20 protein-coding genes and 1 tRNA gene are annotated in these 23486 nt (G+C 71.6%); 12 read left to right on the top strand and 9 right to left on the bottom strand.

Annotated elements, in window-relative coordinates; translation table 11 throughout:
• Window positions 1-45: 45 nt before the first annotated feature.
• Entirely contained in the window at window positions 46-1737 is a 1692-nt protein-coding gene (locus tag ABZ249_RS17255) for an ABC transporter family substrate-binding protein (RefSeq protein WP_355263495.1), read from the bottom strand.
• Window positions 1738-2441: 704 nt separating this feature from the next.
• Here ABZ249_RS17255 and ABZ249_RS17250 point away from each other — a divergent pair.
• Together ABZ249_RS17250 and ABZ249_RS17245 are read left to right on the top strand one after the other, a co-directional pair.
• Complete coding sequence (locus tag ABZ249_RS17250; protein WP_355263492.1) at window positions 2442-2918, top strand: hypothetical protein; 477 nt, start codon at window positions 2442-2444, stop codon at window positions 2916-2918.
• 226 nt (window positions 2919-3144) lie between these two features.
• Window positions 3145-3759: a rhomboid family intramembrane serine protease gene (locus ABZ249_RS17245; protein WP_355263489.1), complete on the top strand. Its 615-nt coding sequence runs from the start codon at window positions 3145-3147 to the stop codon at window positions 3757-3759.
• 73 nt (window positions 3760-3832) lie between these two features.
• On the opposite strand, the gene ABZ249_RS17240 is transcribed toward ABZ249_RS17245, so the two are convergent.
• From ABZ249_RS17240 to dcd, 4 genes are all read right to left on the bottom strand, one after another.
• Window positions 3833-4771, bottom strand: a complete 939-nt coding sequence (locus ABZ249_RS17240; protein WP_355263486.1) for a glycine betaine ABC transporter substrate-binding protein — start codon at window positions 4769-4771, stop codon at window positions 3833-3835.
• Between the two features lie 74 nt (window positions 4772-4845).
• On the bottom strand, window positions 4846-6078 hold the full coding sequence (locus tag ABZ249_RS17235) for an ABC transporter permease subunit (RefSeq protein WP_355263483.1): 1233 nt from the start codon (window positions 6076-6078) through the stop codon (window positions 4846-4848).
• Window positions 6075-7070: a betaine/proline/choline family ABC transporter ATP-binding protein gene (locus ABZ249_RS17230; protein WP_355263526.1), complete on the bottom strand. Its 996-nt coding sequence runs from the start codon at window positions 7068-7070 to the stop codon at window positions 6075-6077. Before ABZ249_RS17230 ends, ABZ249_RS17235 begins: the two co-directional genes overlap by 4 nt.
• A 442-nt stretch (window positions 7071-7512) precedes the next feature.
• The gene (gene dcd / locus ABZ249_RS17225) at window positions 7513-8094 is read right to left on the bottom strand and encodes a dCTP deaminase (RefSeq protein ID WP_220563778.1); all 582 of its coding nucleotides are present in this window, start codon (window positions 8092-8094) and stop codon (window positions 7513-7515) included.
• 150 nt (window positions 8095-8244) lie between these two features.
• Here dcd and ABZ249_RS17220 point away from each other — a divergent pair.
• Both ABZ249_RS17220 and ABZ249_RS17215 read left to right on the top strand, forming a co-directional pair.
• A tRNA-Gly gene (locus ABZ249_RS17220) sits at window positions 8245-8315 on the top strand.
• A gap of 388 nt (window positions 8316-8703) precedes the next feature.
• Window positions 8704-9174 (top strand): hypothetical protein, encoded by a 471-nt coding sequence (locus ABZ249_RS17215; protein WP_355263535.1) that lies wholly within the window; start codon window positions 8704-8706, stop codon window positions 9172-9174.
• Here the strand turns inward: ABZ249_RS17215 and ABZ249_RS17210 are convergent.
• The 3 genes from ABZ249_RS17210 to ABZ249_RS17200 form a co-directional block, all read right to left on the bottom strand.
• Window positions 9137-9469, bottom strand: coding sequence for a hypothetical protein (locus tag ABZ249_RS17210; protein WP_355263479.1), 333 nt, complete (start codon window positions 9467-9469; stop codon window positions 9137-9139). The genes ABZ249_RS17215 and ABZ249_RS17210 overlap by 38 nt on opposite strands.
• Before the next feature lie 624 nt (window positions 9470-10093).
• Complete coding sequence (locus tag ABZ249_RS17205) at window positions 10094-11830, bottom strand: tetratricopeptide repeat protein (RefSeq protein ID WP_355263476.1); 1737 nt, start codon at window positions 11828-11830, stop codon at window positions 10094-10096.
• Between the two features lie 171 nt (window positions 11831-12001).
• Window positions 12002-12664 (bottom strand): hypothetical protein, encoded by a 663-nt coding sequence (locus tag ABZ249_RS17200; protein ID WP_355263473.1) that lies wholly within the window; start codon window positions 12662-12664, stop codon window positions 12002-12004.
• A gap of 118 nt (window positions 12665-12782) precedes the next feature.
• On the opposite strand from ABZ249_RS17200, the gene ABZ249_RS17195 reads away from it, so the two are divergent.
• From ABZ249_RS17195 to ABZ249_RS17160, 8 genes are all read left to right on the top strand, one after another.
• Window positions 12783-13523, top strand: a complete 741-nt coding sequence (locus ABZ249_RS17195) for an SDR family oxidoreductase (RefSeq protein ID WP_355263470.1) — start codon at window positions 12783-12785, stop codon at window positions 13521-13523.
• A gap of 73 nt (window positions 13524-13596) precedes the next feature.
• Entirely contained in the window at window positions 13597-14154 is a 558-nt protein-coding gene (locus ABZ249_RS17190; protein WP_355263467.1) for a hypothetical protein, read from the top strand.
• Between the two features lie 98 nt (window positions 14155-14252).
• Window positions 14253-14582, top strand: a complete 330-nt coding sequence (locus ABZ249_RS17185; protein ID WP_355263464.1) for a hypothetical protein — start codon at window positions 14253-14255, stop codon at window positions 14580-14582.
• A gap of 363 nt (window positions 14583-14945) precedes the next feature.
• Window positions 14946-15548 carry a hypothetical protein gene (locus ABZ249_RS17180; protein WP_355263461.1) on the top strand — a complete coding sequence of 201 codons (603 nt, stop codon included), beginning with the start codon at window positions 14946-14948 and terminating at the stop codon, window positions 15546-15548.
• Window positions 15545-15997, top strand: coding sequence for a hypothetical protein (locus ABZ249_RS17175; RefSeq protein ID WP_355263458.1), 453 nt, complete (start codon window positions 15545-15547; stop codon window positions 15995-15997). Before ABZ249_RS17180 ends, ABZ249_RS17175 begins: the two co-directional genes overlap by 4 nt.
• 165 nt (window positions 15998-16162) lie before the next feature.
• Complete coding sequence (locus ABZ249_RS17170) at window positions 16163-16963, top strand: hypothetical protein (RefSeq protein ID WP_355263455.1); 801 nt, start codon at window positions 16163-16165, stop codon at window positions 16961-16963.
• Window positions 16964-17065: 102 nt separating this feature from the next.
• Entirely contained in the window at window positions 17066-17935 is an 870-nt protein-coding gene (locus tag ABZ249_RS17165; protein ID WP_355263452.1) for a hypothetical protein, read from the top strand.
• 292 nt (window positions 17936-18227) lie between these two features.
• On the top strand, window positions 18228-20813 hold the full coding sequence (locus ABZ249_RS17160) for a glycoside hydrolase family 9 protein (RefSeq protein ID WP_355263449.1): 2586 nt from the start codon (window positions 18228-18230) through the stop codon (window positions 20811-20813).
• Window positions 20814-20904: 91 nt separating this feature from the next.
• Here ABZ249_RS17160 and ABZ249_RS17155 read toward each other — a convergent pair whose 3' ends face one another.
• Window positions 20905-23436 (bottom strand): hypothetical protein, encoded by a 2532-nt coding sequence (locus ABZ249_RS17155; RefSeq protein ID WP_355263446.1) that lies wholly within the window; start codon window positions 23434-23436, stop codon window positions 20905-20907.
• Window positions 23437-23486 lie beyond the last annotated feature (50 nt).

Genomic DNA, 23486 nt, shown 5'->3' with positions numbered 1-23486 from the left:
TCCTCCCGGAGCACTAGGCGGAGCGGAGTGATCCGTCAGAAAGCGTTACTCGACCGCGGTCCACTCGTGCTGGTTCCACATGGCCCGACGCGACTGGCTGTGGTTGTCGGTCACGTTCCCGAGGAACTGGGTGTCGTAGAAGAAGTAGGCCGGGGTGTCCACCAGCGGGAGCACGTAGGCCTCTTCGGCGACGATGGCGGCGGCCTCGTTGGCGAACCCGGCGGACTCCTCCGGGGTGGCGGAGTCCATCGCGTTCTCGACCAGCTCGTCGACCTCTTCGTTCTCGTACTTGCCGTAGTTGCTGCCGCTCTCGCTGAACCAGTACTGGTGCGGGGAGCTGTAGAACTCCGGCGTGGTGCTCCAGCCGTAGAGCATGAGGTCGAAGTCGCCCTCGGCGAGGGTGCCGCCCAGGTCGTCGGTGGTCTCGATCTCGGCGGTGACGCCGATCTCGGCGAGGTCGGCCTGGATCAGCTCGGCGATGACCTCACGGGCCACGTGGCCGGCGGTGTAGCGCAGACGCAGCGGGCGCACGGCCTCGCCGTCCTGCTCCAGCGTCTCGCCGTTCAGCTCGTAGCCGGCCTCCTCCAGGATCTCCAGCGCGGCCTCGGCGTCGCCGGCGCCCTGGCCGGTCGGGGTGATGACGTCCTCGTGGAACTCGCTGGAAGTGGAGAAGACGTGGTTGGTGCGCGGCTCGATGTCCGGGAACTTCTCGCCGTAGGTACGGGTGGCGATGTTCGCGACGTCGACCGCGGTGAAGATCGCCTGGCGCAGGGCCAGGTCGTCCAGGGGCTCGCTGGCGAGGTTGAGGTCGAGGTGCTCCCAGCTGCCGCCGGACGCGATCTCGAACTCGACGTTCTCAGCGCTCTCGAGCTGGGTGATGACGTCGTCGGACCAGGTGGCCGGGGAGCCGCCCTGGACCTCGCCGTTGGTCAGCGCCGGGACCCAGCTGCCCTCCTCGGTGTTGACCTCGAGGATGATCTCGTCGATCTCGGGGGTCTCGCCGTAGTACTCCTCGTTGACCACCTTGACGACGCGGCCGTCGAGCTCGGGGGTGCCCTCGAAGATGTACGGGCCGCCCGAGACGGTGACCGGGTTGGCGTTGAAGAAGTCCGACGACTCCCGCATGCCCTCGGGGGTGTCGAGGTCGAAGCCCTCGGCCTCGGCGATGTGCGCCGGGTAGAACCCGTCGCTGCCGAAGGTGAACCAACCGGGGTGCTGCGTCCCCTCCTTCATGGTCACCGTGACGGTCTTGCCGTCCTCGGAGCCCTCGACGCTCTCGATGAGGGAGGAGAGGGTGGAGCCGCGGGAGTTGCAGCCGTCGGCGCACAGCTCGTCGTCGCCGCTGTTCATCTTCCAGGTCCAGATGAAGTCGTCGGCGGTGATCGGCTCGCCGTCGCTCCAGACCGCGTCCGGGTTGATCTGGTACTCCCAGGAGAGCTGGTCGCCCTCGATCAGCTCGGGGGTGTTGACGATGAGGTCGGTGTTCCACTCCCACTCGCCCTCGGGGGTCCAGAGACCGGTGGGCGGGAGGATCCCGTGGACCATCTGGATCAGGTAGACCGAGCCGCCCTCGGGGGCGTTGTGGTTCCAGCCGCCCGCGGGCTGGTTGACGATCCAGGTGACCGAGTTCTCACCCGCGGCGCCGCCCTCCTCCTGAGGTGGGGAACAGGCGCTCACCGCGAGCACGGCCGAAACGCCGATGGCCGTGGCCCCCAGCATTTTCCTACGAATCTGCATCAGTCACACCCTTGATCACTAATACGAACCTTCAGTGGGGGATCGAGTGGTTCGCACAGTCCCCACCGAACTTAGGCGATTAGTCGTTCAGAAGACCATCGAGTGAAATGTCTGTATAGCCCCAATGCCGGATTCGTGATCCATCCGCAACCGGTTCGCGCCCATCGACCCCGGACGTCGACATCACACGACAACGCGCCCGTAACACAACGGCGGATCCCGCGTTCCCGCAGGCCAGGGGGACACCCAGAGCAGGTACTCAGTACCGGTGATTCGGTCGCACCAGAAATAGGAAGTGGCAAAACCATTGTAGTCAACAATGTTTACTTAAAAGTAAACGATGTTTGACTACCCAAAGCTCCTATTCGATTACCGAATTAAAAACGGACATACGAGCACAGACGATTCATCAAGGCGAAAAGATCCGCCCGACCATCGGCGTCGACGGAGGCCGAGCGGATCATATAAACATGGGATGACATGATGTTGGAAAGATCCGTTCGCGCGTCGACGGCCGTGCCCCGCCGCCGCCCCGCCGTCCCGGGCGGCGCCCCCGCCCATCCGTCCGCAGGTCGCGTGCGTCTCCCTGGAAAGCCCGTCGTTCCGGTGTCCGAAACCACCATGGGCACCCCCGCGGAGCCGATAAAGTCGACAGCGGCGGCGATCACCGCCCACCCCAGACCGCAGCGAGGAAGGCCCCTGCCGTGTCCGAAACAGTGCGCCTCGTCTGTCCCTCGGGCCGCAAGCACGCGGAGCTGTGGGGCGGCTACCTGCTGGCGGCCCTGGGCGTCGTGGCCATCGCGGTCGACCCCTCCCACTGGGCCAACATCACGCTCGGCGTCCTGCTGCTCCTCATCGGCGGCGGGCTCGCGGCCCACGGCCACCTCTTCGTCAAGGCCCCCGTACTGGAGGTCTCGGACGGGGAGTTCCGCTACCGGCGCGGCAAGTACGAGGTCAGCGTGCCCTTCGGGGACATCGGCTCCTACCACCTGCTGCCCGGCGGCGTGCGCTCCCTGGGCCTGTGCGACACCGCGGGCCGCCCCAAGCGGTTCCCCTCTCTGCAGAGCCGCCGCACCTCCCGCGCCTACCTGCCCCTGACCGGGATCACCAGTCCGGCCAAGGTCGAGGCGTTCATGGCGGTGGCGGGCATCCCGCCGCGCAAGCGCTCGCTGACCTCCTGACGGCTCCGCCGCCGCTCCCCCGCCGGACCCGGCCGGGCCTGCGGGCAGGGTGCCGGCCCTTGCGGTCCGGGTCCCGGTCGACGTCCCGGCCGGACGAGTAACGGTCTGTCCGAAACCCGTGCACACAACGGTACGCAGTCGGACGTCTCAGGCCACATCAGTCCAATTCGCACCACACCCACCACGGACATACCGTTGCAAGCCCGGGTCATCTACCCTCGGTTCCGTGACGCAGTCCAGAATCACCGCCATCCTGACCGTAGCGGGGATGCTCGCGGCCATGTGGGTCTTCGAGATCCTCGACTTCTTCATGTTCGGAACCCTCGACTACCAGTTCGGCCTGCGCTCCTGGGACACCGGGGCTCCCTGGACCGTCCTCACGGCTCCGTTCATGCACGGCAACTTCCAGCACCTCGTCGGCAACTCGCTGCCCTTCCTCGTGCTGGGCTCGCTCGTCGCCTTCAGCGGGCTGTCCCGGTTCCTGCTGACCACCCTGATCGTCACGGTCGTCAGCGGTGTGGGGATCTGGCTCTTCAGCGCCCCCACCACCGTCACCGTCGGCGCCAGCGGACTGGTCTTCGGCTACTTCGGCTACACCGTCCTGCGCGGCATCATCGAGCGCAAGACCGTCGACATCGTCATCATGATCTGCGTCGTCCTCTTCTACGGCACGATGATCTGGGGCGTGCTCCCGCAGTACCCCGGGGTCTCGTGGCAGGCGCACCTGTTCGGCTTCCTCGGCGGCCTGATCGCCGCGTACGTCCTCCCCAAGCGGGAGAAACGGCGCCAGATCGACCAGTGGCGCCAGCCCGGGGCCCAGGGCGGCTACTACGCCCCCTGACCCGGCCCCGCATGCCGAAGGGCCCCTCCCGCACGGGAGGGGCCCTTCCCTGTCACCGGGTGCGGCGCAGGCCCTAGAACTCCAGGCCCTCGGCCGCGTCGCCCAGGGTGCGCTCCAGGAACCCGGGGTTGTCCGCCAGCCAGGCGCGGGCGCCGGCCTGCGGGTCGTCCTTGTGCTCCTCCAGGGTCAGCACCTCCAGGGAGGCCAGCTCCTCGTCGGTCATCTCCCAGCCCTGCAGCCACTCGGCGAGCTCCGGGTAGTCCTCGGTGAAGCCGCTGCGGCCCACCGCGTGGATCTCCTCGGCGTCGCCCATCAGGCCCTCGGGGTCCTCGAGGTCCTTCAGGTCGTGCTTGGCGTAGGCCGGGTGCGGACGCCAGAGGGTGACGGCGATCGGCTCCTCCTCGGCGATCGCCGAGTCCAGCTCCGCCAGCATCGCGGCGGTGGAGGACTCGACCAGCTCGAAGTCGGCGTCCAGGCCGTAGCCCGGCATCGCCTCCTCCTTGGTGACCCGGGTCAGGCCGGCGCCCGACTCGATGCCGACGATGCGGCCCCCGAGCTCGTCGGCGTGGTCGGCCAGGTCCTCGATGCTGTTCACGTCCTCCATGTAGGCGGGGACGGTGATGGTCAGCTTGGCGTTGTCGTACCAGGTGCCGAGGTCCTCGAGGTCGTCGCCGTAGTCGTTCCAGTAGTCGGCGTGGGTGACCGGCAGCCAGGTGTCCAGGAACAGGTCCACGTCGCCGTTGGCGGCGCCCTGGTACATCGGGGCGACGTCCACGTCGGTGACCGTGACGTCGTAGCCCTTCTCCTCCAGGATGACCTGCCACATGGCGGTGGTGGCGATCGCCTCCTCCCAGGCGATCAGGGCGATGTTGACCTCCTGGGCGTCGCCGCCGCCCTCGCCCTCGCCGGGCCCGGTCAGGTCCTGTCCCCCGCTGTTGCCGCAGGCGGTGAGGAGCAGGGCCGCGCTCATGCCGGCGGCGGACAGCGCGGCGGTGCGCTTTCGGGTGTACATCGTGGGGTTCCTTCCCTAGGGGATCGGAGGAACCGGCGGGCCGTGTGCGACCGGCCCGCCGGGTCGGGGCGCGCTCAGGCCGAGGAGACGGCGGCGCGCCCCTGCGGGCTCTTGCGGGTGACCGCCGCGGTGAGGCGGTCCAGGAAGATGGCGAGGACGACGACGGCGATACCGGCCTCGAAGCCGAGTGCGCCGTCGTTGCGGCTGATGCCCTGGTAGACCTGGCTGCCCAGGCCGCCGGCGCCGACCATGCCCGCGATGACGACCATGGACAGGCCCAGCATGATGACCTGGTTGACGCCGGCCATGATGGTCGGCAGGGCCAGGGGCAGCTGGATGCCGGTGAGGATCTTGCGGCCCGGGGCGCCGAACGCCTCGCCCGCCTCCACCAGCTCCCTGTCGATCTGGCGGATGCCCAGCTCCGTGAGGCGCACGCCCGGGGGCATCGCGAACACGATGGTCGCGACCACGCCGGGGACCGCGCCGATGGAGAAGAAGAAGATCGCCGGGATCAGGTACACGAACGCGGGCAGCGTCTGCATCAGGTCCAGGACCGGCTTGACGATCTTGCTGACCAGGTCGTTGTAGGCGGCCAGGACGCCGATCGGGATGGCGATGGCCACCGCGATGGCGCTGGCCACCAGGACCAGGCCCAGGGTGTCCATCGCGTTGTCCCACTGGCCGACCGAGGCCACCAGGGACAGCGCGACCAGCGCGAACACGCCCATCCTCCAGCCCGCCACCGAGTAGGCGAGCAGGCTCAGCAGGAGGATCATCAGCAGGGACTTGGGCTCGGTGACGAGCATGGGCAGCAGCAGCCAGCCCAGGAGGACCACGGCCAGCCAGCCGCCGGCCACGATCGCGGTCCGCTTGCGCGAGGCCGCGTTCAGCGCCCCCATCACCGTGACCGCCGCCAGGAACAGCAGCGAGACGATGAAGTAGGAGTCGACGTACTGGTCGAACAGGTTCATCGCCCACAGGAACAGGAAGGGCGGCAGGCTGTTGACGACCGTGTCCACCAGGCCGGTCCACGCCTGGAGGATGTAGAGCACCGAGACGGCGCCGACGGTCACCGCCAGCGGGCCGCGGTGCGAGCGCAGCAGCGGGACCGCGATGATCACCGCGGCGATGAACGTGATCTGGGCGGCCGCCGGGTCGGAGAAGAAGCCCGACAGGACGGACACGGCCCAGCGGATGAACTCGCCGATGGCGTCGAAGGCCGGGCCGAAGTGGGCCTTGAGCCAGTTGTTGAACGCCTCGAACCCCTCACCGATGGGCAGGGCGGGCGGGAAGTCGACGGGGGTCACGACCGCTCCCTCCCCGACGCGAGGGCGGCGAGCACGGACGTGCGTGAGGCGGTGCCCAGCACGCTGCCGTCCTCGTCGACCACGCGGACGAGTTCGGATTCGGCCATGTCGGTGTACAGGTCGGCGATCGGGGTGTCGGCCGCGACCGTCGGCGCGCCCGCGCCCGCGGTGGCCCCGGTGTCCAGGGCCGAGGCGGCGGTCAGCACGCGGGTGCGGTCGACGTCCTCGGTGAACCGCTCGACGTAGTCGTTGGCGGGCTCGTTGAGGATCTCCTGCGCGGTGCCGATCTGGGCGACCCGGCCGTCTCGGAGCACGCAGATGCGGTCGCCCAGGCGCATGGCCTCGTTGAGGTCGTGGGTGATGAAGATGATGGTCTTGCCCAGGGATTCCTGGAGTTCCAGGAGCTGGGTCTGCATGTCCCGCCGGATCAGCGGGTCGAGGGCGCTGAACGCCTCGTCCATCAGGATGATGTCGGTGTCCGCCGCCAGGGCGCGGGCCAGGCCCACGCGCTGCTGCATGCCGCCCGAGAGCTGGTGCGGGAACTTGTCCTCCCAGCCGGCCAGGCCGACCAGTTCCAGGGTCTCGGCGGCGCGGGCGGCCCGCTCGGCGCGGGGCTCGCCGCGCAGTTCCAGGCCGTAGGCGGCGTTCTCCAGCACCGTCCGGTGCGGCAGCAGGGCGAAGTGCTGGAAGACCATGCTGATCTTCTGGCCGCGCAGCTTCAGGAGCTCCTTCTTGCCCAGGGCCGTGATGTCGACGCCGTCGACCTCCACCGATCCCGAGGTGGGCTCCAGCAGGCCGTTGAGCATGCGGATGAGTGTGGACTTGCCCGAACCGGACAGGCCCATGACGACGAAGATCTCGCCCGGCTCGACGTCGAAGGAGACGTCGATGACCGCGGCGGTCACGTCGAGGTCGGCGATGGTGTCGCGGTGACTGCCGTCGGCGAGCCGCTCGACGGCGGCTCCGGCCTGTCTACCGAACACCTTGTACAAGTGGTCTGCGCGTACTGCTGGCACGGTCTCCTCTACGGGGCTGTCCCGCCGCGGAGCAGACCGGCTTCCCCGATCGCCGCCCGCGGATCTCGACAGGCAGCCGGTCCGCGCAGGGCCCCCCGGTGCGCGCCCCTTGCGGGGTTCGGACCAGCACCTGGTTCACGTCGGGGGGCAACGTTACCGAGATGCGTAGCCACAGATCAGACGGTTGGTAACCAGCAGATAACATGTTTAAACGACATAAAAACGGTCCGCCGACCATGCCGGGGGTTTGCATCGTAGCAGGACAGCGATATGTGATCTATACCACGCACGTTCTTAATGTGATGCCGGTCACATATACGTGACAGGAGCGCCATACGACGGTATGTGCCAGCTCCGCAACCTACCGTCACGACGCCGGACGCGCCAGACCCCGGCCCGCAAGAGCCGGGGTACCGGGTCAGGACTCGATGCGCGTACGGGTGAACTTCAGGTGCGAACGCGACGGCGTCGGGCCCCGCTGCCCCTGGTAGCGCGAGCCGTACTCCGCGGAGCCGTAGGGGCGCTCGGCCGGCGAGGTCAGCCGGAACATGCACAGCTGGCCGATCTTCATGCCGGGGTACAGCTTGATCGGCAGCGTCGCGACGTTGGACAGCTCCAGGGTCACGTGCCCGGAGAAGCCCGGGTCGATGAACCCGGCCGTGGAGTGGGTCAGCAGCCCCAGCCGCCCGAGCGAGCTCTTGCCCTCCAGCCGGCTGGCGATGTCGTCGGGCAGCGTCACCACCTCGTAGGTGGACGCCAGCACGAACTCCCCGGGGTGGAGGATGAAGGCCTCGTCGGGGTCGGTCTCCACCAACCGGGTCAGGTCCGGCTGCTCGACGGAGGGGTCGATGTGCGGGTACCTGTGGTTCTCGAAGACCCGGAAGAACCGGTCCAGGCGCACGTCGATGCTGGACGGCTGGACCAGGCCGGGGTCGAAGGGGTCGATCCGGACCCGCCCGGAATCGATTTCGGACCTGATATCGCGATCGGAGAGCAACACGCTCCGAACCTACCGCCTGGCGGAAGCACCAGGGGGAACACCGGCCGAACAGGGGCGCCCGACACGGGATCCCGGCGCCGACTTGCCGTCGGACCCCGGGAATGGGCTAGGATGGCAACGGTTGACCGGCCGTTGAGGCGGCGGGCACACGCGGATGTAGTTCAATGGCAGAACTTCAGCTTCCCAAGCTGATAGCGCGGGTTCGATTCCCGTCATCCGCTCCGTTCGAAAGGCGGCCCCTGGACAGCGAAGATCCTTCGCACCCAGGGGCCGTCTTCGCGTTGGGGGTGTGCCGGAGGCGCACCGCCCGACGACCGGTCCGGCTGACGCGCCCCGCTCCCGTCACTCACCCTCGAACGCGCGCCCCCTTCGGTACACGGCATGGAAGATCTCCCGAGACCTTCAGCGGATTCGCTTTGATCCGGCCGCCACCCGAGCGACGGCCTGCACCATGGCGACCACCGGTCAGCGCGACTCGCAGGTGGCAGGTCCCGTTACCGGGACGAATGGCCGCTCGGCGGCACCCCCGCCGACGCCCACACCTTCGAACTCCACGTCGAGGCGACCCGGCTCCACTGGGCCGAGGGCTGGATCCCCGGCTGCGGCTGGGTGAAGACCACCCCGGAACCCGACACCGAACCCGCCCTGCTCGCGGCCTACGCCCGCGGGCACTTCGACTCCCTCTCCGGGATCGAGGAGCGTACCCGGGCCGACTACCACCGCGACCTCGAACGGCACCTGATCCCCTCCTTCGGCACCGCGAACCTCCGCGAGAAGAGCGAACTGCCCCTGAGCACGTCCGCCGAATGGGCCGACCACCTCCAGGCCGGGTTCCCCGATCCGCGAACGCCCATCAACCCGCACAACGGCGAGGGCTCCAAGAGCTCACCTCACTTGGTGATTCTGGTAGCAGATCAGCGTGCAGGCGATCTCAACGAAGGCCGGGAAGCGGTCGGCCCGACGCTCATAACGGCAGTGCAGGCGGCGACGTCCGGCCGGCCAGGCATGGTTCGCTCGACCGAGATCACACCTTCAGCTCGGTCTAGTTTATCTCGAAACCTTCGGGAACGGCATTCTTGAGAATGTAAGAGAAGTTTTCAGAATCCTCTTGACTGAACCCGAGCTCCAAGTACATGGCAACGAGCTCTTCATAGGTGTAATTTTCCGGGTCCTTCACGGGAACGATCACAGCACCCCCACTCCCCAGATCGGCGTACGACCCTCCGGATGATTCGCCGCCATCGGTGTGGCCGATTCCGTCCATTTCCTGTTGTGCGCGGACGAGCATTGTCCCGAGAAGCAAAGGCGCCGAGCGAAACTTTCTGAAAGTCCTGTTCAGGCGCTCGTTCAGGGGGCCTCTCCGTCCTTGAGCCACCCGCTCCGCTCTACTTGGGCGAGCCTCGGGAGCCCCTGGGCCCGGCATGCGGGGAACACGCCCCTCGACCCGGGACGGGCGACCCGAATGGTCACCTCTCCACCCTCGGAACCCCGTTCCACCAGGTCGGACTTCACCCGTTCACCTCTTCTGCGCACCTCGCATCGATAAGCGGTTTCCATTGTGTCTTCGGGCGCATTATGCCGAACGGTGGGGACAGAGGGTGAGCCAGGATATGCGCACGGCATTCCTCTCGTGATGCCATGGAGCCCGGCCACCCGTCCGGATCCCCGTGCCCTGTCCGGTCGTGGCCCGGCCGACCGCCCGGAACCGGGGTCGTGCGCTCCCGGACGAGACGTGAGGACTTCGCCGCCCTGGCGCACCCGTGAGGGCGCACGGGGTGTGGTGCAACAGGGGAACCGGGGGCTACCGGGCAGCGGCGCGGCCTGGGGGTTCTCGGATCGGTGCAGGTCGGCGGGCTGGCGGGGGGTGGTTCGATTCCCGTCATCCGCTCCATGACGAGAACGGCCAGGCGGCTCGGTTCTCCCGAACACCTGGCCGTTCCGCTTTCCCCGGGCAGGTGCCGGGATCCGTGCCGCAAGCCCGTCGGGGAGCCGCAGGTGCTCACCAGTCCAGTTCGGCGTTCAGTTCCCGGGTCTCGCGGATACGGCGCTCGAGTACGGACAGGCGCTGTCGTGCCTCCTCGATCTCCGGGGCCTGGGGTCCCAGCACCCAGAGCATGGTCTGCGCCACCGATCGCTGCTCCGCCTCCGCCTCCTCCAGCCGGTCGGCCCACAGCAACGCGAACGCCAGCTGGTGCCGGCTCCGCAGGGTCGCCGGGTAGTGCTTTCCCCGCAGGCGCCGGTATCCCGCCGCGACTTCGCGGTACTCCGCCAGGGAGGCGTCCGGTTCGCCCATGGTCATCAGGGTCCGTGCCAGGCGGTGCCGGGTCTCCAGGGTGTCCGGATGGTCGGGGCCCCGCTCCGCCGCCCTCAGCCGGACCGACCTGCGCATGCCGGCCACCGCCGCCCCGTCCCGCCCGAATCTGAGCGCCTCCCACCCCAGCACCATGGCGTCCTCCGCCGAGACCCCCTCCAGGATCTCGTCGAACAGGGCGTCCGGCACCCGCTCGCCCGGCAGGGTCCGCTTCAGGGCCTCGTCCACCAGGTGGTCGAAGACCTCGACATGGTCCGCGCCGACCGGTGTCAGCAGCCGCGTCGTTCCCGCCCGCGGCGCCGTGGCCCATTCCCAGGCCCGGTCCGGTGTCTCCGGACGCCTGTCCCCGCTCCCCGCCTCTTCCGACAGCCGGACGTGGAGCCGTTCCACCAGCGCCCGCGGAATCGGCCCCACCGCTCCGCAGCGGCGGACCGTCACCGCGGCGGCCACCAGGAGCGCCCCCTGGGAGGCCGGGGAGAGGGCGTGTGCGGCGGTTTCCGCCTCCCCCGCCTCGGACGGATCCCCGGCGCCCTTCACTTCGGCGAGCAGCTCCGGAGCGCGGGCCAGGAGCGGCGCGAACCCGTGCCCGCTGCGCCGGTCCAGCGCGTGCGCGATCCGCTCGTCCGAACGGAACCGCTCCGCCCGCTTCCGTTCGCCGTCCGTCAGCACCCGGTCCACACGGATCTCGACCGCGCGACGCAGGAGCAGCCGCCACCGCTCGGCATCGTCGCCGTCGAGCAGCCTCTTCTTCTCGGTGTCCCGCAGGGTCGCCACCACGACGCGGTGCGTGCCCCGCCCCTGCCCGCCGAGGAGGTTGCCGACGTTCTGCGCGGTCAGCTGCGGGTCGGAGGCCCACCGGTGCAGGTCGTCCAGCCACAGCACGCACCGGGGGTGGGCGGCCGCCGCCTGGAGTGCGGGGGCCACGCGCGCGCCCGGGCGCGGGGCGATCAGGACGTGGTCGGTCAGGTGCCGGACCGCCTCGTGGGCGCTGCGGGTCTTGCCCACGGCCGAATCCCCCGTCAAGAGGACGAATTTCTGAGCCTGAACGGCGGCGCGGAGCCGCATGTCCGCGGCGCGCGGCACGTAGGGGGGCAGGGATGCCCCGTCCCGGGCGTCGGCCGCCGCGGGGGCCACGCCCCAGGTCAGCGGATCCGTCCGTCTCCCCACCGTCGGCAGGCGCCCGCCGGGCCCGGTGTCACAGGAGACATGGATCTCCTCCCGGGCGGGGAGCCGCCGGCGCCAGGCGTGCGACCGCCGGAGCAGCACCGTGCCCCGGGCCGCCAGGACCGCTCCCGCCGGAAGGGCGAACGCGGCCCACCAGTCGGGTGGCGCTAACCAGGCCGCCTCGACCGTACGCAGGAACACCGCCGCCCCCGACAGCAGCAGGAGCACCGCCGCCACCAGCCATGGGCCCGGTGCCGCCACCGGTTCTGCTCTCCCCACCCCGACGACCTCTCTCGTCTCGCGAGTACCACGTACCCACCCCTCTAGGACGGTCCGGGGCTTTCACCGGTGCGGTGAAGGCGGTGTGCCCGGGGGACGCGCAGAGCGCGGTGCCACTCGGGAGGAAGCGGTGCGGCGGCGACGTACGTGCGGTCAGGGCGTGTGGCGGAACGGGGGCAGGTCGCGGAAGGCCGGGTCGACCCGCAGGGACTGCGCGAGCACGCCGAGCAGGCGGCGGGCGCGGGAGAGCGGGTGGTCCGGGAAGCGGTCGTCCCACACCGGGTCCTCGGCCTGGTTGCGCGGGGTGCCGCCGGTGACGCCCTCGGCGTAGGGGTGCCGGGCCCAGGCGGCCATCGCCCCCTGCACGTCCCCCTGGTGGCGGTCGAGGAACGCGGGGAAGAGGGACGCCTCCCGGATGCCGGTCACCGGCCCCTCGTAGCACTGCACCCGGACCACCGTGCTGCACCGGTCCCGCGGGATCGTGTACGAGCCGATGTAGGCCATCCCCGTCTCCCGGCGGGGGTCCCTGCCCTTGACCACCTGGCGGATGGCGGGCATGCCGTCCAGGGTGACGGTGTCCAGTTCGACCAGGCCCATCCCCGCCCCCGCGACGTGGGCGCTGGTCCGGGCGCGCAGGTCGTCGAGATCCTCCAGGGAGGCGGGCAGGTCGGGGACCAGGCCGAAGAAGTCGAGGATGACCGCGTCGCCCGTGGCGTCGACCCAGGCGTTCTCCTGGACCTGGCGGTGGCCGGCGGTGTCGAAGGTGAGGGGGGTCCCGGCCAGGCCCGCGGGGCCCCGGGGGGTGTCGGAGTTCATGGCGGCACCCTAGTCGCCCCCTCCGTCGATCGTGCGTACCCGCTGGTGGGACCATGGATCCCGGTGGGGCGCCGGCTCCGGGCGAGGGGCCCGTCGCCCGCCCCGGGGAAGGGGACCCATGACGACGCGACCTCTCACCGTGGTCACCGGCGGCGGCCGGGGCATCGGTGCCGCGACCTGTGTGCGGCTGGCCGGCGACGGGCACGACATCGTGTTCGGCTACGCCTCGGACACCGGTGCCGCGGAGCGGACCGCCGAGCAGGTGCGCGCGGCCGGGGCCCGGTGCACGGCGGTGCGCATGGACACCTCCGTCGAGGCCGACGTCGACCGGCTGTTCGACACCGCGGAGGCGCTGGGGCCGGTGACCGGCCTGGTCAACAACGCCGCGGTGACCGGGCCGCTGGGCCGGTTCGCCGACGCCGACACCTCGGTCCTCAAGCGGGTGGTCGACGTCAACGTGCTCGGCTACCTGCTGTGCTGCCGCCGGGCGGCGCGGGACATGGGGAGCCGGGGGTCGGGGGCGATCGTCAACGTCTCCTCGGCCGCGGCCACCCTGGGCAGCCCGGACGAGTACGTCCACTACGCGGCGACCAAGGCGGCGGTGGACGCCATGACGGTCGGCCTCTCCAAGGAGTTGGGACCGTCCGGAATCCGGGTCAACGCGGTCGCCCCCGGGGTGATCGAGACCGACATGCACGCCGCCATGGGCGACCCCGGCCGCCCCGCCCGGGCGGCGGCGACGATCCCGCTGCGACGTGCGGGACGTCCCGGGGAGATCGCCGACGCGATCGCCTGGCTGCTGTCCTCCGAGGCCTCCTACGCGAGCGGAACGGTGCTGCGGGTGGCCGGCGGCAGGTGAGGCCGCCTCCGGTCGCGCGGGTTTCGCCGGGGGACCCCGGGGCAAGGGTTCTCTGCACAGGAGGTTGCCCCCCGTGGAGACGACACCCCTAGTCATCCTCGTCCTGGTGGTGATCGTGGCGGCCCTGGGCGCCGGGATCGCCCTCCGTTCCGCGATCCTCCCGGCGCGCCGCACGGCCCGGCTCAGACGGCGCTTCGGCGCGGAGTACGACCACGCCCTGCACCTGCACGGGAACACCGCGGACGCCGAACGCGACCTCTCCGAGCGGCTGTCGCGCCGTTCCTCCCTGAGACCGCGCGCCATCCCCGACGAGCTGCGCGACGACCACGCGCGCTCCTGGGTGGCGGTGCAGCAGGGGTTCGTCGACGACCCCGAGCGCTCGGTGCGGGACGCGCGGGCGGTCATCGCGGCGATCGCCCTCGACCTGGGGCACCCGCCCGGGGAGGAGTTCGAGCGCCTGCTGGGGAACCTGTCGGTGGACCATCCGGCGGAGGTCGCCGAGGTGCACCGGGTCCAGGGGGACGGCACCGAGGGCACCGAGCACCTGCGCGAGCTGCTGGTGGCCCACCGGCGGCTCGTGGAGGCCCTGCTGGGCGGGACCGGTGTACGCGGATCGGAGGCGCAGCGGTGAACCATTCCGAAGCGGAGGGCCGGGTGCGCTGGACCCTGCGCGCACACGAGGGGCGCGCGCGGACGGCGCGCGCCGCGGCACGACGGAAGGCGGACACGGTGGCTGAGGAGACCGGCAAGGCGGCACCGGCGCGCGGCGGCGGGCCCACTGCGGAGGACGGCTGGCGGCCCCGGCCGCGCGGGGTGGACCCGGGGTCGGCCCGGGACCGGATGGGCGGCGCGGTCACCGGGTTCGTGGACGACCCCCGCGGCGCGGTGGCCGAGGCGGACGCGCTGGCCTCGGAGGTGGCCGACGCCCTGGTCGCCGAGATCGAGTCCCGGCGGGCGGCGCTGCGCGCGGCGTGGGACGAGGGCGCCGACACCGAGACCCTCCGGCTGGCGCTGCGCTCCTACCGCTCCTTCGTCCAGAGCCTGATCACGGGCAGATAACATCTGCTCGCGAAAAAGCCCGCCCGAGCTGCGAAAAAGCGGCCTTGTCACGTTTTACGAACACCTCGACCGAGCCTCGGATAAACGGCCTCGGCGGGCACGGTGAATACCGCTTCGATCACACCTCCACCGGAGCGGATGCCCCTGCGGAGCACCCCCTCCCCCGGGTCGACGGCCCGTCACAGCCGGTCCGCGCCGCCGGTCCGGGAACGCCGAAAGCACGTGTCGGCGCTCCCGGGCCCGCGATATTTTTTTCCGGGCTTTCACTTGGGATAACGCATCTCCGTCCGCCCCGGAAACGCCTTCCCGCCGTTTCCCCGAAAAGGACACGGGCAGGGGATGAGGCATAGGAGGTGAACCCTCGTGGACACGACGACGTACATCATCATCGGCGCGGCGGTCCTGCTCGTCCTCGCCGTCGCCCTGGTCCTCTCCCTCGGGAGTGGCAGGGTTCCGATGGGCCACCGCACGCGGCTGCGCAAGCGGTTCGGCGGCGAGTACGACCACGTGCTCATGACCAGCGGCGACACGAGGTCCGCGGAGCGCGAGCTGTCCCGGCGGCTGGACCGGCGCAGGGAGGTCCGGGTCCGGCGTCCCACGGACGCGGAGAAGGACCGGTACCGGGAGGCGTGGCTCGCGGTCCAGCAGCGGTTCGTGGACGACCCGGCCGGCGCCCTGCGGGGCTCCCGGCGGCTCCTGACGGAGGTCTCCGTCGCGCTCGGCTACCCGGAGGAGCCCTCCGGGATCGACGACGACTCCTTCGAGTACCGCCTCGCCGACCTGTCGGCCGACCACGGAGACGAGGTCGCCGCCGTGCACCGGACCGTTCGCACCGACACGGACACGACCGACACCGAGCACCTGCGCGAGGTCCTGGTGGCCCACCGCGGCCTCCTGGAGTCCCTGCTGGGCGGGGCGGCCGTCCGGCCGGCCGCGCACGCTGTGACCCCGGAGGTGGCGCGATGAAGCGGACCGAGGAGAACACACCGGGCCGGCGCGCCCGCGCCGCGGGGGCGGCCGGGCCCGCGGGGGCCAGGGCGGAGGTCCACGACCGCCCCGAGGGGACCGGGGTGGAGGCCGTCGCCGTACCGGCGGCCAGGTCTCGGACGGCCCCTCCCGACCCCGGACACCGGGGGCACGGGGGCGGGGGGCCGTCCGGCCCGTCCAGGGGCGACGAGATCCGCGAGCGCATGGCCGCTGCGGTCAACGGCTTCGTGGACGACCCCGGCAAGGCCGTGGGCGAGGCCGACCTGGTGGCCGAGGAGGTGGTCCGGACGCTCATCGAGGGCGTCGAGGCCCGCCGGTCGGAGCTGCGGTCCGCCTGGGAGGACGGTGCCGACACCGAGAACCTCCGTGTGGCGCTGCGCGGCTACCGGGCGTTCGTGGAGGAGATCCTCGACGGCCGCCCCCGCTGACGGCCTCCGGAACCGTCCGTACCGCCCCGGGACCTTCGCTCCCGGGGCGGTACGCGCCGTGGGCGGGCTGTAGCATCGTGGCCGGATCTTCCCCTGTCCGCGCCCCCGCCGTGCCGGAGAAGGCCGTGGGACGGGGCTTTTCGGCACGAACGGGAGCGGATGTTCATGGATGTTGAAGAAACCCAGGTCATGAGCCGGACCGGTGAGTTCACCACCACCCTGAGCTGGCAGGAGTCCGTGCGCAGCCGGGTCGCCGCGGCCATGGACCGCTTCGCCGGGCCGATCGCCGACCTGGCGGACCGCGACGCCAACGAGGGGGACACGCGGCTCCTGGTCGCCGACTTCTTCAGCGTCGGCCTCAATTTCAGCAAGTACCACGACCTCACCACCGACTACCGGACGGGCGGGGAGTCCAACGACTACGCCATCGTGCTGGACGGGAAGCTGTTCGCTCCCGTGGAGGTGCGGGGGATCGGCCAGGACCTGGACCTGCGCAATATCCAGATGGCCCGCCGCCTGGCCTCCCAGGAGGGCGCGGAGTGGGTCTTCCTGACCAACGGCCGGGCCTGGCGGGTCTACCACCTGCGGCCGGAGGGCTCGGGGGTCCGCCCGGTCGTGGTGGTCGACGCGGACCTGGCCGACCCGGCCTCCTACCACCGCAACCTGGACCAGCTCTTCCACATCACCCGCGAGGCGGTCGTCCACGGGCGGCTGGACGCCCTGCGCCGTTGGCGTGAGGCGGTGGAGGCCGCGCCGCTCTCCGGTCTGGTGACCGAGGACTCCGTGGTCGCGGCGGTGCTGCGGGAGCTGAGCGAGCGCACCGGTCACCCCGGGCACGCCGGGGACGCCGAGGAGGTGCGCCGCATCCTCACCGAGCAGGTGGTGGCGCGCGGCCTGGCCCCCGCCGAGACCGATGGGGCGCCCGAGGCCGATGGGGCGGCCGGGGAGGCCGGGGAAGAGGAGTGACCGCGGCGTCCGGATCCGGACGGTCACCCGTCGGAACCGCGTGCGCACGAAGGGCGTCGTAGGGGCCGGTACACGCCCCGACCCCCAGAGGTGCTCCTTCGCATGCGGTTCCGAATCCTCGTCGTCCCCGCGGTCCTGGCCGCCGCCCTCACCGGCTGCTCGAACGTCGAACTGACGGCGACGCAGCGCATGAACGACCTGCTCCCGTTCCAGGAGGAACTGCCCGACGGCTACGTCCGCGAGTGGATCGACATGGACGGTTTCGACGGAAGGCTGTCCAGCGCCGAGCACATCTCCTCGGTGACCCCCTCGTCCTGCGGGGACGCGCTGGCCGAACCGCCGGACGTCTTCCCCGAGGGGACCGGCGAGGGCGCCGCGCTGAGCCTGCGGCCGCCGTCCGACGCCTCCCCGCTGCCGGAGGAGCCCTCCGCCTCCCCCGGGGAGGACACCCCCGGGTCGGAGCCGCGGGAGCCGGCCGTCACCGGGGCCTTCAGCTACGTGGTGGCCTCCGGCGACTTCCCGCCGGTCGATCGGGACGGACGCCTGGAGCGGGTCCTCCGGGAGTGCGGGGACGGGTTCTCCCTGACGTTCGACGACGTCTCCGGCCTGAACGGCGACGCCGAGCGCTTCCGCTCGGCCTCGCTGCCCGAGAACGGAGGCGGACTGGTCCTGCGGATCGGCGACGGCTGGGCCACCCACCGGACCTCGCACATGGCGTGGGGGCAGGTCGGCGACGTCTTCTTCATGCTGGGGCGGGTGGACTGGCGGGTCCCGCCCGACCAGGGCCCGGTCGACCTGTACTCCCCCTCGGTGCGCGACTGCAGGCTGGAGGCGAGCTACGACGACGCCGAGTCCATGGCGTGCGCCGAGAGGAGGATGCGGGAGGAGGCCCGCGCCCTGGCCCGGGAGCAGGACGAGGCGTTCGAGGAGATGCTGGGGATCGTGATGGACCACCTGGAGGAGAACGTCTGAGCCGCCGGCCGGCCGGGTGCCCGCGGAGCCGGTCGGCCCGGCTCCGCGGGCACCCGCACGCCCTCGCCGGGCCGGAGAGCGCCGCCCCTGGCACCCCGGGCGCGGCGGTCCGGCGGGGCGCCCCCGCCTCCCGGGCCGGGCACCGCGCGGTTCCCGGCCCGGACGGAGATCCCTCCGACAACCCCCATTGACACGTGTGACGGGCAACACAACAATGGTCGTACCTTTTGTCTGGGAGCGCTCCCAGACCGTTCGCGGCCGGCTGCTCGGCCCGCCCGGAAGGACGACCCCCTTGAGTCCACGAAGAACCCCCGCGGTCCTGGGCACCGCCGCCCTCCTGACCCTCCCCCTGACCTCCGCCCCGGCCCTGGCCGACGACGAACCCGTGGAACAGATCGTCAACGGCGACTTCTCCGACGGGACCTCCGGCTGGTGGGGCACGCCCCAGATCGAACTGACCGTCACCGAGGACGAGGTCCTGTGCGTCGAGGTGCCCGGCGGGACCTCCGACCCGTGGGAGGTCATCGTCGGCCAGAACGACGTACCGCTCGTCGCGGGCGAGTCCTACACCTTCTCCTTCACCGCCTCCGGCACCGCCGAACGCCCCGTCCGGGCCCTGGTCCAGGAGGCGGTCGACCCCTGGCGCACCGAACTCGACGAGCGCCCCGTCCTCACGCCGGAGATGGGCGGGTACGAGTACGTGTTCACGGCGGGGGCCGACCACGACGCCGCCCAGGTCGCCTTCCAGGTCGGCGGAGCCGCCGACCCCTGGACCCTGTGCCTGGACGACGTCTCCCTGCTCGGCGGGGCCGAGCCCCCCGTGTACGTGCCCGACACCGGCCCCCGCGTGCGCGTCAACCAGGTCGGCTACCTGCCGCAGGGGCCCAAGAACGCCACCGTGGTCACCGACGCCGCCGACCCGCTGCCCTGGAGCCTGGCCGACGCCGACGGCACCGTCGTCGCCACGGGCGACACCGTCCCCCGCGGCCTGGACGACACCTCCGGGCAGAACGTGCACACCATCGGCTTCGGGCACGTCACCACCCCCGGCGAGGGCTACACCCTGACCGCCGACGGGGAGACGAGCCACCCCTTCGGGATCGGCGCCGACCCCTACCGGTCCCTGGCGACGGACGCGCTGGAGTTCTACTACACCCAGCGCAGCGGGATCGAGATCCTCGACGAGATCGCCCCCGGCTACGCGCGGGAGGCCGGGCACGCCGGTGTCGCGCCCAACCGCGGCGACACCGAGGTCACCTGCCACCCGAGCACCCCCTGCGACTATTCGCTCGACGTCTCCGGCGGCTGGTACGACGCCGGGGACCACGGCAAGTACGTGGTCAACGGCGGCATCTCCGTGCACCAGCTGATGAGCGTCTACGAACGCGCGCACACGGCGCCCACCGGGGACCCCGAACGGGTCGGCGACTCCACCCTGGCCGTGCCCGAACGCGACAACGGGGTCCCCGACGTCCTCGACGAGGCGCGCTGGGAGATGGAGTTCCTGCTGTCCATGCAGGTGCCCGCGGGCGAGGAGCTCGCCGGGATGGCGCACCACAAGGTCCACGACGAGCGCTGGACCGGGCTGCCCCTGATGCCCGCCGCCGATCCCCAGCCCCGCTACCTGCACGCGCCCTCGACCGCGGCCACCCTCAACCTGGCCGCGACCGCCGCCCAGTGCTCGCGGGTGTTCGCCCCCTACGACGCCGAGTTCGCCGCCACCTGCCTGACGGCGGCCGAGGCCGCCTGGGACGCCGCCCGGGCCCACCCCGACCGCTACGCCGAGGTGGGCGGCGAGGGCGGCGGGCCCTACAACGACGACGAGGTCGCCGACGAGTTCTACTGGGCCGCCGCCGAGCTGTACCTGGCCACCGGCGCCGCGGAGTACGAGGAGGCGGTGACGTCGTCGGAGCTGCACACCGCCGACGTGTTCACGGCCGACGGCTTCGACTGGAGGTGGACCGCCCCCCTGGGCCGCCTCCAGCTGGCCACCGTGCCCAACGGCCTGCCCGACCGGGAGGCGGTGCGCGCCTCCGTGGTCGAGGGGGCCGAACAGTACGCGGACGCCGCGGCCGGCCACCCCTACGGCCTGGCGTACGCCCCGGCGAGCGGGGTGTTCGCCTGGGGCTCCAACGGCCTGGTCCTCAACAACCTGGTGGTGGTCGCCACCGCGTACGACATCGACGGCGACACCCGGTTCCGGGACGCCGTCCTGGAGGGCGTGGACTACATCCTGGGCCGCAACGCCCTCAACAGCTCCTACGTGACCGGGTACGGAACGGCGTACACGGAGAACCAGCACAGCCGCTGGTACGCGCACCAGCTGAACCCGTCCCTGCCCAACCCGCCGCCGGGCACCCTCTCCGGCGGACCCAACTCCGACACCGCGACCTGGGACCCGATCGCGCAGGCGAACCTGGACGGGTGCGCGCCGCAGTTCTGCCACATCGACGACATCGACTCGTGGGCGACCAACGAGCTGACGATCAACTGGAACTCGACCCTGGCCTGGGTGTCGGCGTTCGCGGCCGACCAGGGCGACGCCGCGCCGCCCGCGGAGTCCACCTGCGAGGTGGACTACCGGGTGCACGGCACCTGGGAGGGCGGGGCCACCACCCAGGTGGTCGTGCGCAACACCGGCGGTGAGGCGCTGGCCGACTGGACCCTGGCCTGGTCCTTCCCCGGTTCCCAGACGGTGCGCGAGCACTGGAGCACCGACCTGACGCAGTCCGGGCGCGCGGTGACCGCGCACGCCCTGGACTGGAACGCCGAGATCGGCGCGGGCGACGAGGTGACCTTCGGTTTCACCGGGTCGCGCGGACCCGGACCGAACGCCTCACCCGAGCGTTTCACGCTCAACGGGAGCGTCTGCCGCTGATCCTCCCCGGCGGTGCGCACTCCCGAGCGCACCGCCGGCCGGGAAGGGGCGGGGACCCGCAGGAGAGCGCGGGCCCCGCCCCGATCCCGGGCTACCCTTCGGTCCGCGGCCGCCTGCGCACCAGGAACAGGGAGATCACCCCGGCCGCGATGAGCAGTGCGGCTGCGGCGACGGCGCCGAGCACGGGCGTTCCGGTGACCGGCAGCCCGCCCCTGTCCGGGGGCCCGTCCGGGGCCTGGGGCCGCGGACCGGGTCCGCCCGGCTCGGGCGACGGGCTCGGCTCCTCACCGGGCGACGGGCTCGGACTCGGTGTCGGGCTCGGCGACGGACTCGGTGAAGGACTCGGGCCCGGGCCCGGTCCGGGCACGAAGGTGTTGAGCACCCGGCACGTGACGTGCTCCCCCGGGCCGACCTCCACCGTGCCACCCGTGGCGAGCTCCTCGTCCGAGCCCTCCGCCCGGCAGCTCCACGGGCCCGCGGTGTACCCCTCGGGGCCCGCCTCGCCCAGCTCGTAGTCGCCGGGGACGACCGCCGCCCCGGTCACCGCGGGGCCTCCCCCGGGACCGCTGACCGTCCCGCCGTCCCCGGCCGCCGTCAGCGTCCAGTCGCCGGGCCCGGCCGTGCCGCCGCCGGTGTTGTCCACCTCCTTGACCAGAGTCAGCCGGGTGTCGCAGGTGAACGCGTTGTACACGGTGTAGCGGTTGTGCTCCGCGGACAGGGCGAACCCGAAGTCCTCCCGGTACCCGTCCTCACGGGTGCCCTCCGCCCCGGGTCCGAGGCCGTCGAAGGGGCTCTCCTCCCCCGCGGGCCGGGCCTCGGCCAGCACCAGGGAGCACTGCTCCGGCGCCGTCATGACCTCCTGTCCCGCCACCGTTCCGCCGGCCGGGTACCCGCCCCGGGCCTCGCCCCAGGGCTGCGGGGTGAGGGCCTCGCCGTCGGCCAGGCTCAGGGCGGACCCGAACCCGTCGGGCTGCTCCCCCTCCGGGTAGACGAGCCCGTCGATCCACCAGGACTTGTCAACGGTGAGGTCGGCCGGCGGGTCCGGCGCCTTCTGGTTGTAGACGGTGCAGTTCACCGGGGCCGCGGCGGGCACGGACACCGCGAAGGCGGGGTCGTCGCCCGGCCGGGACTCGACGTCGAGGGGCTCGCCCCCGCCCTCCCCGGTCAGCTCCACGCAGCGCGCGGTCTCGCCGTCCTGGGGCACCAGCCGGTACCCGTCCCGCTGCCGCTCGGTGATCTCGACGACCGCCGACTCCGCGCCGTGCGGGTAGGCCAGGGCGAAGTTGACCGTCCCGGTCCCGTCGTCCCCGGTGGTCGCCGAGGCCGGGTCGACGGCGGCCCCCTCCGTCCCGGTCCCGGCGTCGAAGGTCCAGCCCGGGCCGGCCGGCACCGCGCCGCTGAGATCGCCCTCCCCGTTCCCCTCGGGGACGATCATCTTGGTCACCGACAGGCTGCCGGAGCACATCTGCCCGACCATCTCGCGGATGGCCTCGCCGACGGCCCCGAAGTCGCCGGTGTGCAGGTAGTCGGCCTCCAGCATGTTCGACCCGTCGAACTCCACGGGCCCGGTGACCGCCCTCAGGTTCAGTTCGGTCTCCGTGTCGATACCGTCGCCGACCCCGGCGACGACCAGCCTGGAGCCCTTCTCCTTGAGCAGGTTCGCGGAGAAGACCGCCTCCTCCGTCTCCCGGAAGCGGGTGAAGTCCCCCGGCCCCTGCTCGTTCCGGTAGAAGGTGGGGGCGCCGTCGGTGATCATCAGCACGAGGTCGTAGTGCGCCCCGGCGCCCGCCACCGTGTCGAGGGCGACGTCCCAGTTCGTCCCGCCCTCGGCCGCCCAGTCCCGGTACAGGGCCTTGAAGGCGTCGGCCTGCTCGGGGGTGGTGACGGGCACCGGGCCGGGGTGGTTCTCCCCCCGCTCCGCCGGGGAGGAGCTGGAGAAGGAGAAGAGGGCCATCTGGGACGGGGTCCCCACGAGGGAGTCCGTGATGGTGTCGGCGGCCTGTTTCAGCTCGGGGAGCTCGTCCTCCACCGAGCCGGACGTGTCCAGCAGCAGCGCGACGTCCAGCCCGCACCGCTGCGGGAGGGGGACGTTGTCGCGCGAGACCTGCCAGTACCCGCCGGAGGCGGCCCGGTCCGCGCGGCCGCCCTGGGCCATGAACTCCGCGCCGGAGGTGTAGGTCCCGCCGGGTTCGAGGGGCGGTGTCCTGAACACGTAGGGGTCCGCCTGCGAGGCTTCGCCGGTGCCCTCCCCGGTGTGCAGCGCGGGGTTGGAGAACCACCCGTCGGGAACCCGGACCTCCTTGATCCAGAACCGGGTGGTGCCGTCGGTGCCGGGGACGGTGAAGGTGCAGGCGCCGCCGGTGGAGGTGCACTCGGCCACCGGCGCCGCGTCGTCGGCGTTCTCGAACAGCCCGAGGACCACGCCGTCCAGCGCGCCGGGCGTGTCCCCGGCGCGGACCCCGCCGACCTTCACCACGACCTCGGAGCCGGTCGGGCCGGGCTGGGCCGAGGCGCCTCCGGACGTGACCGCGACCATCGAGAAGGCGCCGATCAGCGCGATGGCCGCGGACAGCGGCCCGCGTCCCGGTCCGGACCGTCGCGCACCCCTGGGGAACACGGACATAGCTCACCCTCCGCAGTTAATTACTACTTAGAGTAATCAAGCAGGGGATG

The organism is Nocardiopsis sp. NPDC006139 (assembly GCF_040614155.1).
Classification (GTDB): domain Bacteria; phylum Actinomycetota; class Actinomycetes; order Streptosporangiales; family Streptosporangiaceae; genus Nocardiopsis; species Nocardiopsis changdeensis.
This window is presented reverse-complemented; position numbering and strand designations above follow the sequence as displayed.

Bases quoted from the DNA above. Each gene is read 5' to 3' on its own strand.
- ABZ249_RS17175 (WP_355263458.1), top strand. From the start codon at position 15,545: ATGAAGCGGACCGAGGAGAACACACCGGGCCGGCGCGCCCGCGCCGCG.
- ABZ249_RS17240 (WP_355263486.1), bottom strand. From the start codon at position 4,771: ATGTACACCCGAAAGCGCACCGCCGCGCTGTCCGCCGCCGGCATGAGC.
- ABZ249_RS17200 (WP_355263473.1), bottom strand. From the start codon at position 12,664: ATGAACTCCGACACCCCCCGGGGCCCCGCGGGCCTGGCCGGGACCCCC.
- ABZ249_RS17155 (WP_355263446.1), bottom strand. From the start codon at position 23,436: ATGTCCGTGTTCCCCAGGGGTGCGCGACGGTCCGGACCGGGACGCGGG.
- ABZ249_RS17170 (WP_355263455.1), top strand. From the start codon at position 16,163: ATGGATGTTGAAGAAACCCAGGTCATGAGCCGGACCGGTGAGTTCACC.
- ABZ249_RS17165 (WP_355263452.1), top strand. From the start codon at position 17,066: ATGCGGTTCCGAATCCTCGTCGTCCCCGCGGTCCTGGCCGCCGCCCTC.
- ABZ249_RS17195 (WP_355263470.1), top strand. From the start codon at position 12,783: ATGACGACGCGACCTCTCACCGTGGTCACCGGCGGCGGCCGGGGCATC.
- ABZ249_RS17255 (WP_355263495.1), bottom strand. From the start codon at position 1,737: ATGCAGATTCGTAGGAAAATGCTGGGGGCCACGGCCATCGGCGTTTCG.